The 13,213-nt window shown below is 73.0% G+C and carries 13 protein-coding genes; 7 read left to right on the top strand and 6 right to left on the bottom strand.

The genetic code is table 11. The features are described from left to right. Positions 1-28 precede the first annotated feature (28 nt). The 6 genes from BJP25_RS01260 to BJP25_RS01285 all read right to left on the bottom strand — a co-directional run bounded on the left by BJP25_RS01260 (position 29) and on the right by BJP25_RS01285 (position 6,120). On the bottom strand, positions 29-1,981 hold the full coding sequence (locus tag BJP25_RS01260; protein ID WP_075972873.1) for a hypothetical protein: 1,953 nt from the start codon (positions 1,979-1,981) through the stop codon (positions 29-31). After that, positions 1,978-2,658, bottom strand: coding sequence for a hypothetical protein (locus BJP25_RS01265; protein ID WP_075972874.1), 681 nt, complete (start codon positions 2,656-2,658; stop codon positions 1,978-1,980). The genes BJP25_RS01260 and BJP25_RS01265 overlap by 4 nt, the downstream gene beginning before the upstream one ends. Positions 2,659-2,763: 105 nt before the next feature. Further along, a complete protein-coding gene (locus BJP25_RS01270; RefSeq protein WP_075972875.1) occupies positions 2,764-3,378 on the bottom strand; it encodes a Crp/Fnr family transcriptional regulator in 615 nt (204 codons plus the stop codon). Between the two features lie 57 nt (positions 3,379-3,435). Further along, complete coding sequence (locus BJP25_RS01275) at positions 3,436-4,212, bottom strand: glycerophosphodiester phosphodiesterase (protein ID WP_075972876.1); 777 nt, start codon at positions 4,210-4,212, stop codon at positions 3,436-3,438. Positions 4,213-4,249: 37 nt separating this feature from the next. Continuing rightward, complete coding sequence (locus BJP25_RS01280; RefSeq protein ID WP_198943300.1) at positions 4,250-4,975, bottom strand: phosphocholine cytidylyltransferase family protein; 726 nt, start codon at positions 4,973-4,975, stop codon at positions 4,250-4,252. Further along, a complete protein-coding gene (locus BJP25_RS01285) occupies positions 4,972-6,120 on the bottom strand; it encodes a CDP-glycerol glycerophosphotransferase family protein (RefSeq protein ID WP_158075580.1) in 1,149 nt (382 codons plus the stop codon). The genes BJP25_RS01280 and BJP25_RS01285 overlap by 4 nt, the downstream gene beginning before the upstream one ends. Positions 6,121-6,579: 459 nt before the next feature. Between BJP25_RS01285 and BJP25_RS01290 the strand changes: the two genes are divergently transcribed. The 7 genes from BJP25_RS01290 to BJP25_RS01320 all read left to right on the top strand — a co-directional run bounded on the left by BJP25_RS01290 (position 6,580) and on the right by BJP25_RS01320 (position 13,211). Beyond that, complete coding sequence (locus BJP25_RS01290) at positions 6,580-6,870, top strand: MSMEG_0570 family nitrogen starvation response protein (protein ID WP_075972879.1); 291 nt, start codon at positions 6,580-6,582, stop codon at positions 6,868-6,870. Then, positions 6,867-8,228, top strand: a complete 1,362-nt coding sequence (locus tag BJP25_RS01295; protein WP_075972880.1) for an MSMEG_0569 family flavin-dependent oxidoreductase — start codon at positions 6,867-6,869, stop codon at positions 8,226-8,228. The genes BJP25_RS01290 and BJP25_RS01295 overlap by 4 nt, the downstream gene beginning before the upstream one ends. A 130-nt stretch (positions 8,229-8,358) precedes the next feature. Further along, positions 8,359-9,192 carry an amidohydrolase family protein gene (locus BJP25_RS01300; RefSeq protein WP_084793580.1) on the top strand — a complete coding sequence of 278 codons (834 nt, stop codon included), beginning with the start codon at positions 8,359-8,361 and terminating at the stop codon, positions 9,190-9,192. A gap of 94 nt (positions 9,193-9,286) precedes the next feature. Further along, entirely contained in the window at positions 9,287-9,799 is a 513-nt protein-coding gene (locus BJP25_RS01305) for an MSMEG_0572/Sll0783 family nitrogen starvation response protein (protein ID WP_075972881.1), read from the top strand. A 76-nt stretch (positions 9,800-9,875) separates the two neighbouring features. After that, on the top strand, positions 9,876-10,961 hold the full coding sequence (locus BJP25_RS01310; RefSeq protein ID WP_233157857.1) for an MSMEG_0568 family radical SAM protein: 1,086 nt from the start codon (positions 9,876-9,878) through the stop codon (positions 10,959-10,961). 4 nt (positions 10,962-10,965) lie between these two features. Beyond that, positions 10,966-12,369: an MSMEG_0567/sll0787 family protein gene (locus BJP25_RS01315; protein WP_233157858.1), complete on the top strand. Its 1,404-nt coding sequence runs from the start codon at positions 10,966-10,968 to the stop codon at positions 12,367-12,369. Further along, the gene (locus tag BJP25_RS01320; RefSeq protein WP_075972882.1) at positions 12,366-13,211 is read left to right on the top strand and encodes a carbon-nitrogen hydrolase family protein; all 846 of its coding nucleotides are present in this window, start codon (positions 12,366-12,368) and stop codon (positions 13,209-13,211) included. The genes BJP25_RS01315 and BJP25_RS01320 overlap by 4 nt, the downstream gene beginning before the upstream one ends. Positions 13,212-13,213 lie beyond the last annotated feature (2 nt).

A 13,213-nucleotide genomic window follows, 5' to 3' on the forward strand; every position in this document is an offset into this window, starting at 1 on the left:
CGCTGACAGGAGCACCCGCCGGTGGCGTTCAACTGCGAGTGGCTGTTTCGGCGTCCAGCCGTCGCTGGTGCTTGTAAGCCAGCCGCAGCACGTCCTGGAGCGGTCGCCTCAGGTGCGGGTTGGGCCGAGTCAGTCGCAGGGCGAGGGCCCGCCGGTTGCGCCAGCGCAGGTCGTCGGTGAGCTGCTTCACTGCCTCCACGAGTTCCACGCCCGCGCCCTTCTTGTGCTTGCGCACCTCCCCCGCGATCTCGAACAAGACGGTCAGGATGTCGAGGTTGAGGTCCCGGTCGAGCAGCGCCCGGCGAAGGAGGGTGCGCACCTCCGCAGGGTGCTCGTCCATGACCTCTCCCGTCTTCGCCCAGCGCGCCTCGGCAAAACCAGACAGGTAGAGACCCACGGTGTAGGAGACCCGCCTCGTGCCGCTGCGTGATCCCCCGGTGATCGACCATCGCAACATCGTGCGGAGAGCCCTCTCCCTGGTGTCGGCTCCGCGCAGCAGCCGCAGCACGCTGATCAGCACCGCCGAGTGGACACTGATCCTGGTCGTCTCGTCGGCCAGGTCCGCCAGCGCGTTCAAGGCGGTCTCCGGGTCACGCTTCCCGACCGGGGTCGACCAGAACAGGGCTGCGGCAGAGCGTTCGGGTGCGTTGCCGTCCGACCACTCCTGCACGGTCGCGTCCACCAAGGGCCCGAGCTTGTGGTCGTCCGCCAGGTGCGCGAGCGTGGACGCCGCCAAGTCGAGCGCGCGGACCCCGCCGCGCCTGGTGAGGCTGCGCAGCGGTCGGAGCGGGTCGTGGGCGGGGACTTGGGCGATCATCACAGCCAGACAACGCCGCACGGGGTCGGTGAACGGGTCCATCCCGCTCTGGTGCAACCACTTCTCAACCAGTTCGTGCGCGGTGGGGTACTCCCGCCACACGTGGCGCAGCACCGCCTGTGCCCAGTCCTGGCGCTCGAAGCGGATGGTGCGCTCGGTCAGGCCCTCGTGCTGCGGGTGGTCGCGCAGCACGGTGACCGCCCGGATGCCGGTCAACAGCTCCTCGGTCGTCCTGCCGAAGACCTTCTCCGGGGCCGCGGTGCCGTCGAGAGGCGCTTCCGCCTCCTTGACCGAGAGGGCGAACAGACGGGCGAGGTCCAGCACCTCGTCGACGGACTCGTTCTCCAGCACGGCGACGGCGAGGGCGGCGGCGTGCTCGATCGGGGTCCGGTCGCAGAACCAGCGCGCCACTGCCACGTCCGGCAGGTCCCGCAGGTCGGCCAGCGCCTCAGCCTTGGTCAGCACCCCCGCCTGCACCTGCAGGGCGAGCATCGCCGCCAGCGCCGCACGTGACGGCGAAGGCGCCTCGGCCAAGGGTGCCGCGAGGGTGGTCTTCAGCAGCTCCAACGCTCCCTCGACGCTGGAACTGCCCGATGCCTCCAACGCGGCAACCGCCACGTCGAGCGGGGCCGGGGCGCTCAGCCGCACGGTGTGGGCGGCCCCGCAGGACTGGCTCGGGTGGTCGACGATGACGACCAGGTGGCACCTCACCGTGGCGAAGACCGCCTCGCACTGGGCGAAGGCGCTGTCGGTGAGCGGGGTGCCGCCCAGATCCCGCAGGTCCCAGACGTAGCCGACGCCGGGGTCCAGTTCTTCGGTGCGCACGCTGCCCGGGGTCCGCTCGGGGTTCAGGTCTGCGACCCGCCTGACGCCGCGATCGACCAGCAGCCTGCGTGCGGCGTGCGTGCGCCCACTGCCCCGACCGCAGACCACCACCGCGCCTGCTACCAGCGCCCGTGCCGCGACGTCGAACCCCTCCGGCGCGGCGAAGCAGTGGCGGACGTGGTCGAGTTCGGCGGGTGTCGAATAGCGCACCACCAGGTCCTCACGGCCGATACCGCTGCCCACGATGTTGATGTCGCCGTTGACGACGTGTGCTTGCACGCCCGAGTTGTCGTTGGTCTTGTTGCCCTGCGTCAGCTCGCTCTTGGTCTCGGTGCTCATCGCCTGCCACCGAGGTTGACGCCACCGTTGATGGTGTGGGCCTGCACACCGTGCATCGCGCCGTAGACCGTGTTCGCCACCGGTGGTGCGCTCGCGGCCTCCTGAGGCGGTTCGACCAGGCGCGCCAGCGTGCTCGCGTCGACCCCGGGCACCCTGACCCACGCCTTGTCGGCGAACTCCTTGTGGACCACCCGCAGGGGTGTGAACTCCGAGCGCCGGACCCGGGTGGTGTGGTCACCGGAGAACACCGCGTTGATGACCTTGTCGGAGATGACCAGCGCGCTGGCGGTGGCCCCGCTGGTCTGCTCGACGCAGCGGGCGAACAGGTCCTTGACCGCTTGGGCGTCGAGCAGCCGATTGGTGTCGACCCGCCCGCGGTGCAGGCCCGCCCCCTCCCCGACCGGGCCGATCTCGACCGCCATCCGCAGCCGCACGTCCGGCTTGTGCCAGGTGTTGTGCTCGACCAGCACGCTGTCCACGGCGACCGCCGCGTCCACCACGTCTGCGACCCTGGTGGTGGGCAGGGTGATCAGCGCCCCGTCACCGGTATCGGCCCAATCGAGCACGTCCGTCTCAAGCTCGCCGTCGCGCAGCGCTCCGCTCACTGCGGCCAGGGCCACCGACCGCGCTGCGGCCACGTGGTGACCGGGCAGCGAGCCCGAGCCGACCAGGTCCACCCCTAGTACCGCCCGTAGATCCGGAACCAGCCCCATCCGCTTCCCCTTCCCCGCTCATCCGAGGGGGACATCGTCGGCAGGCGCGAGACGGCCCTCCCCCGGAAATCAGGGGTTCGGGCGAAGTCGGTACCAGAGCCTGCCGGTCTCGACGACGCCGCGGTCGCGGAGGCGGGCCAGGGCGGTTTCGACGTGCTTCTCGGAGGCGGCCACGGCGGTGGACATGTCGCGCTGGCTGATGCCGCGGACGAGCAGGCCCTGCTCCGAGGGAGTGCCGAAGGAGGTGGCCCACTCGCGCAGGTAGCTGTGCAGGCGGGTGGTGACGTCGCGGGTCGCGGTGAGGCGGGCGTGGTCGGCGCGGCGGCGCTGGGCGCCCCAGGTGGCGTCGACGAGGGCGTGGACATCGGGGTCGGTGGCGCGCAGGTGGCGGAAAGCAGGGGCCGGGACGAGGTGGGCCACGACCCGGTCGAGGACTTGGATTGTGGCGCTGCGGGGGGCGTTGTTGAGCACGCCTGCCTCGCCGATCAGCTCACCGGGGCCGACAAGGCCGAGGAAGGCGGTGTCGCCGTCGGGGGTGAGCAGGAAGACCTTGGCCAGGCCCACGGCCAGCAGCAGGACGTGGGTGCTGGGGTCACCGGTGTGCAGCAGGTATGCACCCCGGTTGAAGGGGACCGGCTGTCCGGCGGCGCGCAGGCGGGCGCGGCCCGCGTCGGCGGTGGGCATGTGTTGATCGTGCCCAGTCCGGGGCTGCCTCGTCCTGCACCCCCGGAACTGGACTGGTCAGGCGGGGGTGGGGGTGAGGGTGGCGACGGCCTTGGGGACGTTGTTGACGCAGAGGGCGTCGACGCCCGCGGCGAGGAGGGTTCGGGCGAACTTGAGGGTGGGGCACCAGGCCAGGAACTCGCGGCCGCTGGCGTGGACGGTGTCGACGACGTAGTCGAGGGGGCGCAGGAGGGCTGCCTCGTCCTCCTCCTTGGCGTGCAGGGAGCCCCAGTGGGGGGCCAGGACCTGCACGTCGAGGTGGGCGGCGGCGGCGACGGCCTGGTCGATGGGGAACTCCAGCCAGGTGAGCAGGCCGCGGGGGACGTCGGGGGCCAGCTCCTTGGCGATGTCGAGGGCGCCCGCGTCGAAGGAGCTGATGAGGGTGGGGCGGGTCTTGGCGGTGCGGCGGGCGGTGGCGGCGAGGCGGCCCATGGTGGAGAGGGGGCGGGTGCGGGTGGCGTCCTCCATGGAGGTCTTGACGTCGAAGTCGACGCCGACCGCGGTGGGGAGGGCCTCCAGGAGGTGGTCGAGGCGCAGGGTGCCGCGGGCCTCGGCCTCGGCGCCGGTGAGGTCGGCGTAGAAGGCGCCGTCGGGGGCCGCCGGGTTGTGGGCGACCACCAGGGTGTCGTCGGCCGTGCGGCGGACGTCGACCTCGACCCAGTCGACGCCCGCGGCCGCGGCGGCGAGGAAGGAGGCCAGGGAGTTCTCCTCGTGGCCCGCGACCACGCCGCGGCCGCAGCCGCGGTGCCCCAGGAGAACCGGCCTGGGCCCGAACACCGATCCGTTGCCGTCCATAGCGCGCCGCCACCCACCGGCGCGGCGCGCTGCGGCGCTACGCGGCGGACGTGACGGTCTTGCCCACCTCCACGTTCGCACGTTCGAGGTCGCCTGCGAAGTCCACCTCCACCACGAAGTGCGCGGAGATGTCCAGCGCCTCCACCAGCAGCCCACCAGCCCCGATCGCGGACTCGATGCCGCGCTCGAAGTAGTCGGTGTCGGTGCACGCCTCCAGGTGCTCGACGAGCACCCCCAGGTCCGGGGGAGCGATGTAGTTGATGCCGACGGCCTCACCGAGACCGCCGACCACCGATTTTGACAGCTCGGCGATGAACCCGTCCGGTGAAGCGGTGTACTTCACCTCCTCCTCGCCCACGGCGGCGGTGTTGACGCAGACGAACGAGCGGCCGCGGGCGATGGCGGCGCGCACCGGGTCGAGCAGCGCGGGGTCGAACACGACGTCGCCGTTGAGCCACAGCACGCCGCCGTCGCCGGGCTTGCGGACGGCCTTGAGCAGGCTCTTCGCGGTGTTGGTGTGCTGGTAGCGCTCGTTGTAGGCGAACCGGGCGTCCGGGGCGGCGGCCATCACCTGCGCGGCCTCGAAGCCGACGACGATGGTCGGGTCGAACCCGTCGGGGCCGAAGGCGGCGGTGAGGTTGTCCAGCTGCTGCTGCAGGATCGAGCGCCCGTCGACCAGGGGGGTCAGCGGCTTGGGCTTGGGCATGCCCAGGCGGGTGCCCATGCCCGCGGCCAGGATCACGACTCGCTGTCGGTGGTTCACGCCGACCTCCCCGGTGCGCTCGCGCGGCCGTCCGCCAGCGCCGCCAGGCAGGCGTCGCGCAGGGCCGCTGTCTCGGTGATGGCGGCCAGGAACCGGGTGGTGGACTCACCCGGGCCCAGGTCGCCGAAGTAGCCGCGCCTGGCGGCGTGCCGGTCGCCGCGACGGGTGTCGTCGGCCAGCCGGGCGGTCAGGGTCGCCGTCAGGTCGGCGATGGTGGAGCTGTCGACGACGTCCGCGGCGGCGGCCACGGGGGCCTCGCGCAGCAGCCGGTCGCGGTCGTCGTACCGGTCCGCGATGAACATCGGCTGGTCGACGCGCAGGTAGAGGAAGTCCAGGCCGACCGAGGACACGTCGGTGACGATGAGGTCGCAGCCGGGGAACACCGCGAGGATGTCGCCGGTGGCGTGCACCTGGTGGCCCGCGTCCGGGTCGAGGCGGGCGGCGGCCTCCACCAGGCGCACCACCTCGCGGTGCGCCTCGGCCACCGAGGGCAGCGGGCTCACCGGCACGCGCGGGTGCGGCTTGTAGACCACCCGGGTGCCCGGCACCGCCAGCGCCGCGGCCACGACGCGGGGGCCGAGCACGTCGACGGAGGTGTAGTTGTTCGAGGCGTTCTCGCCCTCCCAGGTGGGGGCGTAGAGGATCGTGCGCCGCCCGCTCGGCGCCAGCAGCGGCTGCGGGCGCAGGTCCAGCTGCGGGCGGCCGACGGGCACGAGCTTGGCCTCGTCGAAGCCGATCAGCGCGGCGCGGTGGCGGGCGACGGCGTTGGGACCGGCGACGAACACCCGGTCGTAGGCCTTCACCTGGTTGGAGACCATGCACACCTTGTCGGACTCGCCGTGGTTGACGTGCACGTGCAGCACCCGCCGCTGCATCAGCGAGTGGAAGTTGTGCACCGAGTTGTTGACGTAAACGGCGACCTTGAAGTCGCTGGTCTCGTACAGCTCCACCAGGTCGGGGAACGACGGCGCCAGCACCACCCGCAGCGCGGTGAGCCCGGCCAGCTCCGCGGCGGTGCGCTCGTTGCGGGTGATGACCACGGTGGGGTGGTGGGCGTCGAGCAGCTCGAACACCGGCAGCCACTGTTTGAGCTGGTAGAGCTTGCGCGGGTCGTCGGCGAAGTACACGGCGACCTCGCCGGGCACCGGTTCGCCTGGGGTGTAGCCGGACGGCACCGGCCCCCCGGGGGAGTCCAGGAGCCGGTGCGGGTCCGCACTGGTCCTGGTTGTCCTGCGACGACCGAACAAGCGCATGCGGCAGCCCCTCCTCCGGGGTCGTGCGGGTACGCGCCAGCGCAGCAGGGACCGGCTGGTCGCGAAAGGGTGGGGTGAACGGTCGTCCGGCTGTCAGGCGCGGGGCCGTGCCCGGACATTGTCACCCCCGGCACACCTGTTGGCCAAGTGGGGTACGGGCGAGAGAAACCAACTATTTACCGTTCCCCACCCGTTCCGGGGACCGGTTCGCGCGCACTACCGGACCCGGGGCGGTCGCGGGAAGCCCGGTGAGCGCATCGATACGACCCGGCAACAAGGGCCCGGGTTCGGAAACCGCCCGCTGTTCCGGGGGAAACGCGCTGGTCATCGGCGGCGCCTGTACTTGGTGCCATGCCGGAGATGTTCTTCACCGTGCGGTGGCCGGACGGCTCGGCGCAGCGGTGCTACTCGCCCTCGCTGGTGGTCGAGGACTACCTCGCGCCGGGCAGCAGCTACCCCGTCGCCGACTTCGTCGAGCGTAGCTGCGCGGCGCTGCGCGCGGGCTCCGAGCGGGTCCGCGCCAAGTACGGGTTCGGGTGCGCCAACGCCCTGGCCCAGGTCGAGGACATCCTGGCGCGGGCAGCGGCGCTCGCGGACACCCACCGTGCGGGACACGTGACGATCGAGGGGTTCGAGCGATGAGCAGGCTGGTGCCGGTGCCGGGTGGGGACCTCGACGGTCTGCACCGCTCGGTCGTGGTGGTGGGCGGCGGGCAGGCGGGGCTCTCGATGAGCCACTGCCTCACCCAGCGGGGGGTGGACCACCTCGTGCTGGAGAAGGGGGAGCTGGCGAACGAGTGGCGCGACCGGCGCTGGGACTCGTTCTGCCTGGTGACCCCGAACTGGCAGTGCGCCCTGCCCGGCTTCCCCTACGACGGGGTCGACCCGGGCGGGTTCATGCTGCGCGACGAGATCGTCGACTACCTGCGCCGCTACGCCGAGTCGTTCCGGCCGCCGCTGGTGGAGGGCGTCGAGGTGACCCGGCTGCGCGTGGACGGCGAGGGCCGGTTCACCGTGCGGACGCCCGCGGGCACCCTCACCGCCGATCAGGTGGTGGTGGCGACCGGTCCCTACCAGGTGCCGCTCACCCCGCGCGTCGCGGAGCGCTTCCCCGACGGCGTGGCGCAGGTGCACTCGTCGGCCTACAAGAACCCCGACCAGCTGCCCGGGGGTGCCGTGCTCGTGGTCGGCACCGGCCAGTCCGGCTGCCAGATCGCCGAAGACCTCCACCTGGCCGGGCGGCGGGTGCACCTGGCCACCGGGTCGGCGCCGCGCGTGGCCCGCCGCTACCGCGGCCGCGACGTCGTCGACTGGCTGGAGGACATGGGCTACTACCGGCGCTCGATCGACGAGTTCGACGACGCCGACGCGGTGCGGATGCGCGCCAACCACTACGTCACCGGCCGCGACGGCGGGCGCGACATCGACCTGCGCGCGTTCGCCGCGCAGGGCATGGTGCTGCACGGCAGGCTGGCCGGGGTGCGCGACGGCGTCGTCGAGTTCGGCGCCGACCTGCGCCGCAACCTCGACGCGGCGGACGCGGTGTCGGAGTCCATCAAGGACAGCTGCGACTCCTGGATCGCGAAGAACGGCATCGACGCGCCGGAGGAGGCCCGCTACGTCCCGGTGTGGGAGCCCGAGCACGACGGTCCGACCACTGTGGACCTGGCGGCGGAGGGAATCACGTCCGTGGTGTGGTGCACCGGTTTTGGCCGCGACAACCGGTGGATCGACCTGCCGGTGTTCGACGGCCGCGGCTACCCGGCCCACCACCGCGGCGAGACCAGCTTCCCCGGCCTGTACTTCCTGGGCCTGCCCTGGCAGTGGACGTGGGGGTCCGGGCGCTTCTGCGGGGTCGCCCAGGACGCCGAACACCTCGCTGAGCAGATCACCCGCAAGCGCCTGCGCGGCAACGACTTCGAGGTGCCGTGGCTGTCCGGCACGCCGGTGACCACCTACCCCGGCGCGGACGAGTGGATCGCCCCGCGCACGGTCGCGTAAAGCTGTTCACGTTGTGCCGCAATGCTTTTGGCGGTTCTCGCCACGCCCCACCCATGTCATCCACCGGCAACAAAAGACACGTCGTGTTGTTCCGCCGGGAATCGTTCGGACACCGCCGGGAGGTGGACTCATGGCCATGACCAGCCGCTGGGTAGCCGACGCGCACCGCCACCTCGGGGTGCTGCCCGCCTACCCGTTCTACGGCGGACCGCCCATCAACGCCGACCTCGGGGCGCGGGCCACGGTCGACGAGCTGATCGCGGACCTCGACGCCGAGGGCGTCGAGCGGGCGCTGGTGATCCCCAACTACGGGGTGCCGGACCCGGATGTCGCCTTCGGGTTCAACGAGCTGGTCGTCGAGGCCGCGGGCCGCGACGAGCGCGTCCGCGCCGCGCTGTGGACCTCGCCCAAGCCGGGCGACCACGACCGCAACACCGCCGCGCTCGCCCTGGCGGGCGAGACCGGGGTGCGGGCGCTCAAGACCAGCTTCCTGCTCGGTGGTCGGCCCACCGACCCCGAGTGCAAGCCCGAGATCGACCGGATCTTCCACACCGCCAAGGAGCACGGCTTAGTCGTGCACGTGCACACCTCGCCGGGGTCGGCCTCCGACATCGACGAGGTGGGCACCCTGGTGCAGACCTACGGCGACGAGGTCGACATCCACCTGGTGCACTTCGGCGGCGGGATGTCCGGGCACATGAAGCTCGTCGGCGGTCGCTTCTTCGACTGGATCGCCGCGGGCAAGCGCGTGTACACCGACCTGTCCTGGGCCATCGGCTTCGCCCCGCGCTGGCTGGCCGAGGAGATCTCCCGGCGCGGCATCGGCCACGACCGGGTGCTCTTCGCCAGCGACCAGCCCTGGGGCGACTTCGCCGGGGAGTACCACAAGCTCGCCGCCGCGACCGGGGACGGCGAACTGGCCGACCTGGTCTTCCGCGACACCTTCGCGCGCCTCTACGCGTGAAGCGGCACCACCCCGCACCACCCGCCACACCCCTCACCACCCAGCTCACCCTCACCACCGCAACGCACACCGCAACGGCAAGGAGAACGCTGCCATGGCTGACCTGACCGAGCTCGAGCAGCAGAGCCTCGACGAGATCCCGCACCCCTCGCTGCCCGACGGCTCGAACATCTACGGCGGCACGAAGGTCTTCCCCGATTACCAGGCCGAGCCGGGCCAGTCCTACTTCACCCTGGTGCACGGCATCGCGCACGAGTCCTCGGTGAGCTTCGTGGCGATCCTGCAGGCGACCAGGGCGCTGCGCAAGGGCTTCGAGTCCGCCATCTACTTCTACGGCCCCGGCGCGATGAACGCCATGGCCACCCGCGGCTTCCCCACCACCGGCAACTCCGCCTTCCCGGGCGAGCACAACATCAACGACTCGCTGAAGACCTTCATCAAGGAGGGCGGCAAGGTCTACGCCTGCCGCTTCGGCCTGTCGCTGCACGGCCTGCGCGAGGAGGACCTCATCGAGGGCGTCATCCCCACGCACCCGCTGGACGTGCAGGACGCGCTCATCCACTACGCCCGCAAGGGCGCGATCATCAACTCCACCTACATGTGGTGACCGGGTGGCGGTGGGCGCGGGCGACCGCGCCCACCGCCGGGACCGGGGTCGACCCCCGGGGAACAAGGAGCCGCACGTGAGCATCGAGACCACCCAGGACGCCGCCACCACCCCGTTCGCCACCCGCGTCGACCTCGCCCTGCTCGGCGCCCGCGTCGACGCGCCGGTGTCGCGCAGCAAGGGCGCGGGCCCCAGCGACGACGGCCACGTCGTGCTGGACGGCGCGAACGCCACCCTCCCGACCAACCCGGACTCGCCCTACTCGGTGCGCGGCGGCCGGGTCTTCCGCGGCACCCTCGACCTCGGGCTCAGCGTGGAACCCGTGCGCAGGCCGAAGTTCTACGACCTGAGCACCGCCGACGGCACCCGCTACGACAAGATCGCCCTGCTGCACGGCCGCGACGTGCTCGCCACGACCGTCGTGCAGACCTGCATCCGCTACGCCGAGGACCTGCGCTGCAAGTTCTGCGCCATCGAGGAATCGCTGCGCAACGGCGACACCATCGCCGCCAAGACCCCCGCGCAGCTGGCCGAGGTCGCGGAGGCCGCCGTGCGGCTCGACGGCGTCAAGCAGATGGTGATGACCACCGGCACCACCGCCGGGGCCGACCGCGGCGCCCGGCCGCTGGTGCGCTGCGTGAAGGCCGTGCTCGACGCCGTGCCGGGACTGCCGGTGCAGGTGCAGATCGAGCCCCCGCGCGACCTGTCGGTCATCCAGGAGCTCAAGGACGCGGGCGCCACCTCCATCGGCATCCACGTCGAGTCGCTGGACGACCGCGTCCGCGCCGAGTGGATGCCCTCCAAGGGCCTGATCCCGATGGCCGAGTACGAGGCGGCCTGGGACGAGGCCGTGCGCGCGTTCGGCCGCAACAAGGTCTCCACCTACCTGCTCATCGGCCTCGGCGACGACCCGGACGAGCTGGTCGCGGGCGCCGGGCGGCTCATCGACCGCGGCGTCTACCCGTTCGTCGTGCCGTTCCGGCCGATGCTGGGCACCCTCGCCCGCCGCGACGGCGCCACCGCGCCCAGCCCCGAGCTGGTGCGCGAGGTGACCCTGCGGGTGGCCGCGCTGCTGCGCGCCGCCGCGATGACCGGCGCCGACCAGGGCGCCGGGTGCGCGGCCTGCGGGGCGTGCAGCGTGCTCTCGGCGGCGGGGGGCTGAGCCGGTGCTGGGAGAGGGCAGCGTGCTCGGCGAGGTGCTGATCGGCGCACCGGCGCGGGCGCACCAGCTGGTCGAGCGGGCCGACGACGCCGCGGTGGCGGCCTACCGGGCGCTGCGCCGGGAGGTCTTCGTCGAGCAGCAGGGCCTGTTCGACGACGACCTGGACTGGCGCGACGAGGACCCGCGCACGGTCGTGCTCGTCGCCCGCGACGCCGCCGGGCAGGTCATCGGCGGCGTCCGGCTCGGACCCGCCCGGCCCGGCCCGGACGTGGGCTGGTGGGTCGGCGGCAGGCTCGTGGTGCGCCGCGGCGCCGGGCCGGTCGGCACCGGCAGCGCCCTGGTGCGCGCCGCCTGCGCGCACGCCGAGGGCGCGGGCGCGCTGCGCTTCGACGCCACCGTCCAACCTGCCAACGAGCGGCTCTTCCACCGCATCGGCTGGCGCACCGTGCGCCCGGTCCAGGTCGCGGGCGCCGACCACGTGCTCATGCGCTGGCCCATCGGGCGGGTCGCCGCGCTGGCCGAGGCCACCAAGCGCCAGCTCGGCGCGCTGCTGGACGGGCTGGCGCCCGGTGGGCCCGGGTTCGTCGGCGACGACGGCGCCCCCGTCCCCGGCAGCGACCTGGTCGCCGCCTGCGACGCGGTGGTGCCCGCCATGGTCGAGCGCGACCCGGAGTGGGCGGGCTGGTGCGCGGTCCTGGTCAACCTCAACGACCTGGCCGCCATGGGCGCCACCCCCGTCGGCATCCTCGACGCCGTGGGCGCCCGCGACGCCGCCTGCGTGCGGCGCGTGCTCACGGGCCTGCGCAAGGCGGCCGCCGCCTACGGCGTGCCGGTGCTCGGCGGGCACACCCAGTTCGGCGTCCCGGCCGCGCTGTCGGTCACCGCGCTGGGCCGCACCGACCACCCGGTGCCCGGCGGCGGCGGGCGACCGGGCCACCACGTCACCCTCACCGCGGACCTGGGCGGCTCCTGGCGCCCCGGCTACGCGGGCAGGCAGTGGGACTCCAGCACCTCCCGGACCCCGGCCGAGCTGGCGACCATGCTGGCCTCGGTCGGCCGGGCCCGGCCCGCGGCGGCCAAGGACGTCTCGATGGCGGGCGTCGTGGGCACCCTCGGCATGCTCGCCGAGGCCAGCGGGTGCGGCGCGGTGCTCGACGTGGCGGCCGCGCCGCGCCCGGCGGGCGCCACCGCGGGGGACTGGTTGACCTGCTTCCCCGGCTTCGCCGTGCTCACCGCCGACCGGCCCGGCGCCGACCCGCTGCCCGCGGGCCCGGCCACCGGCGCGGTGTGCGGCGAGCTCGTGGCGGGCGCGGGGGTCGGGCTGCGCTGGCCCGACGGCGAGACCACCGAGGCGATCACCGCGACGGTCACCGGAATGGGACCCGCGACAGGGATGGGGACGGCATGAGCGGCTTGCGGATGGCGGCCGTCGCGGACAACTTCGACCGCGACCTGGAAGCGGACTTCGCCAAGGTGGCGGCGCACATCGCCGCGGCGCGGGCGCGGGGGGTGCGGCTGCTCGCCCTGCCCGAGGCGACCCTGGGCGGCTACCTGCTCTCCCTCGACGGCACCGCGGGCAACCCGCCCGCGCTCGCCGTCGACGGGCCCGAGGTCAAGCGGCTCGCCGCGCTCGCGGGCGACATGGTGGTCACCGCCGGGTACTGCGAGGACGCGGGCGAGGTCACCTACAACAGCGTCGTGTGCGTCACCGGCGACGGCGTGCTGGGCAACCACCGCAAGGTGCACCAGCCGCTCAACGAGGACGCCAACTACCGGGCGGGCACCGGCTTCGCCGCCTTCGACACGCCGGTGGGCAGGCTCGGCATGATGATCTGCTACGACAAAGCCTTCCCCGAGTCGGCCAGGGCGCTGGCCCTCGACGGCGCCGAGGTCATCGTGTGCGTCTCGGCCTGGCCGGGGGCGGCCACCAACCCCGACCCCGACCTGGCCAAGGACCGGTGGAAGCGCCGGTTCGACCTGTTCGACCGCGCCCGCGCCCTGGAGAACCAGGTGGTGTGGCTCTCGGCCAACCAGAGCGGCACCTTCGGCAGCATGCGCTTCGTGGCCAGCGCCAAGGTCGTCGACCCCGGCGGCGAGGTCGTCGCCGACACCGGCGTCGGCCCGGGCATGGCCGTCGCCGAGATCGACGTGCGGGAGGCGCTGGTCGTGGCGCGCCGGGCCATGGGCCACCTGCGCGACCGGCGGCCGGAGGCCTACCCTGCCCTCGGCGGACACCTGGTGGAGGCGTAGGA

It is taken from the genome of Actinokineospora bangkokensis (assembly GCF_001940455.1).
GTDB lineage: Bacteria > Actinomycetota > Actinomycetes > Mycobacteriales > Pseudonocardiaceae > Actinokineospora > Actinokineospora bangkokensis.

What these genes read in the sequence shown, in the direction of transcription:
- BJP25_RS01260 (WP_075972873.1), bottom strand. Translation starts at nt 1,981, where the DNA reads ATGAGCACCGAGACCAAGAGCGAGCTGACGCAGGGCAACAAGACCAAC.
- BJP25_RS01270 (WP_075972875.1), bottom strand. Translation starts at nt 3,378, where the DNA reads ATGCCCACCGCCGACGCGGGCCGCGCCCGCCTGCGCGCCGCCGGACAG.
- BJP25_RS01275 (WP_075972876.1), bottom strand. Translation starts at nt 4,212, where the DNA reads ATGGACGGCAACGGATCGGTGTTCGGGCCCAGGCCGGTTCTCCTGGGG.
- BJP25_RS01290 (WP_075972879.1), top strand. Translation starts at nt 6,580, where the DNA reads ATGCCGGAGATGTTCTTCACCGTGCGGTGGCCGGACGGCTCGGCGCAG.
- BJP25_RS01295 (WP_075972880.1), top strand. Translation starts at nt 6,867, where the DNA reads ATGAGCAGGCTGGTGCCGGTGCCGGGTGGGGACCTCGACGGTCTGCAC.
- BJP25_RS01300 (WP_084793580.1), top strand. Translation starts at nt 8,359, where the DNA reads ATGGCCATGACCAGCCGCTGGGTAGCCGACGCGCACCGCCACCTCGGG.
- BJP25_RS01305 (WP_075972881.1), top strand. Translation starts at nt 9,287, where the DNA reads ATGGCTGACCTGACCGAGCTCGAGCAGCAGAGCCTCGACGAGATCCCG.
- BJP25_RS01320 (WP_075972882.1), top strand. Translation starts at nt 12,366, where the DNA reads ATGAGCGGCTTGCGGATGGCGGCCGTCGCGGACAACTTCGACCGCGAC.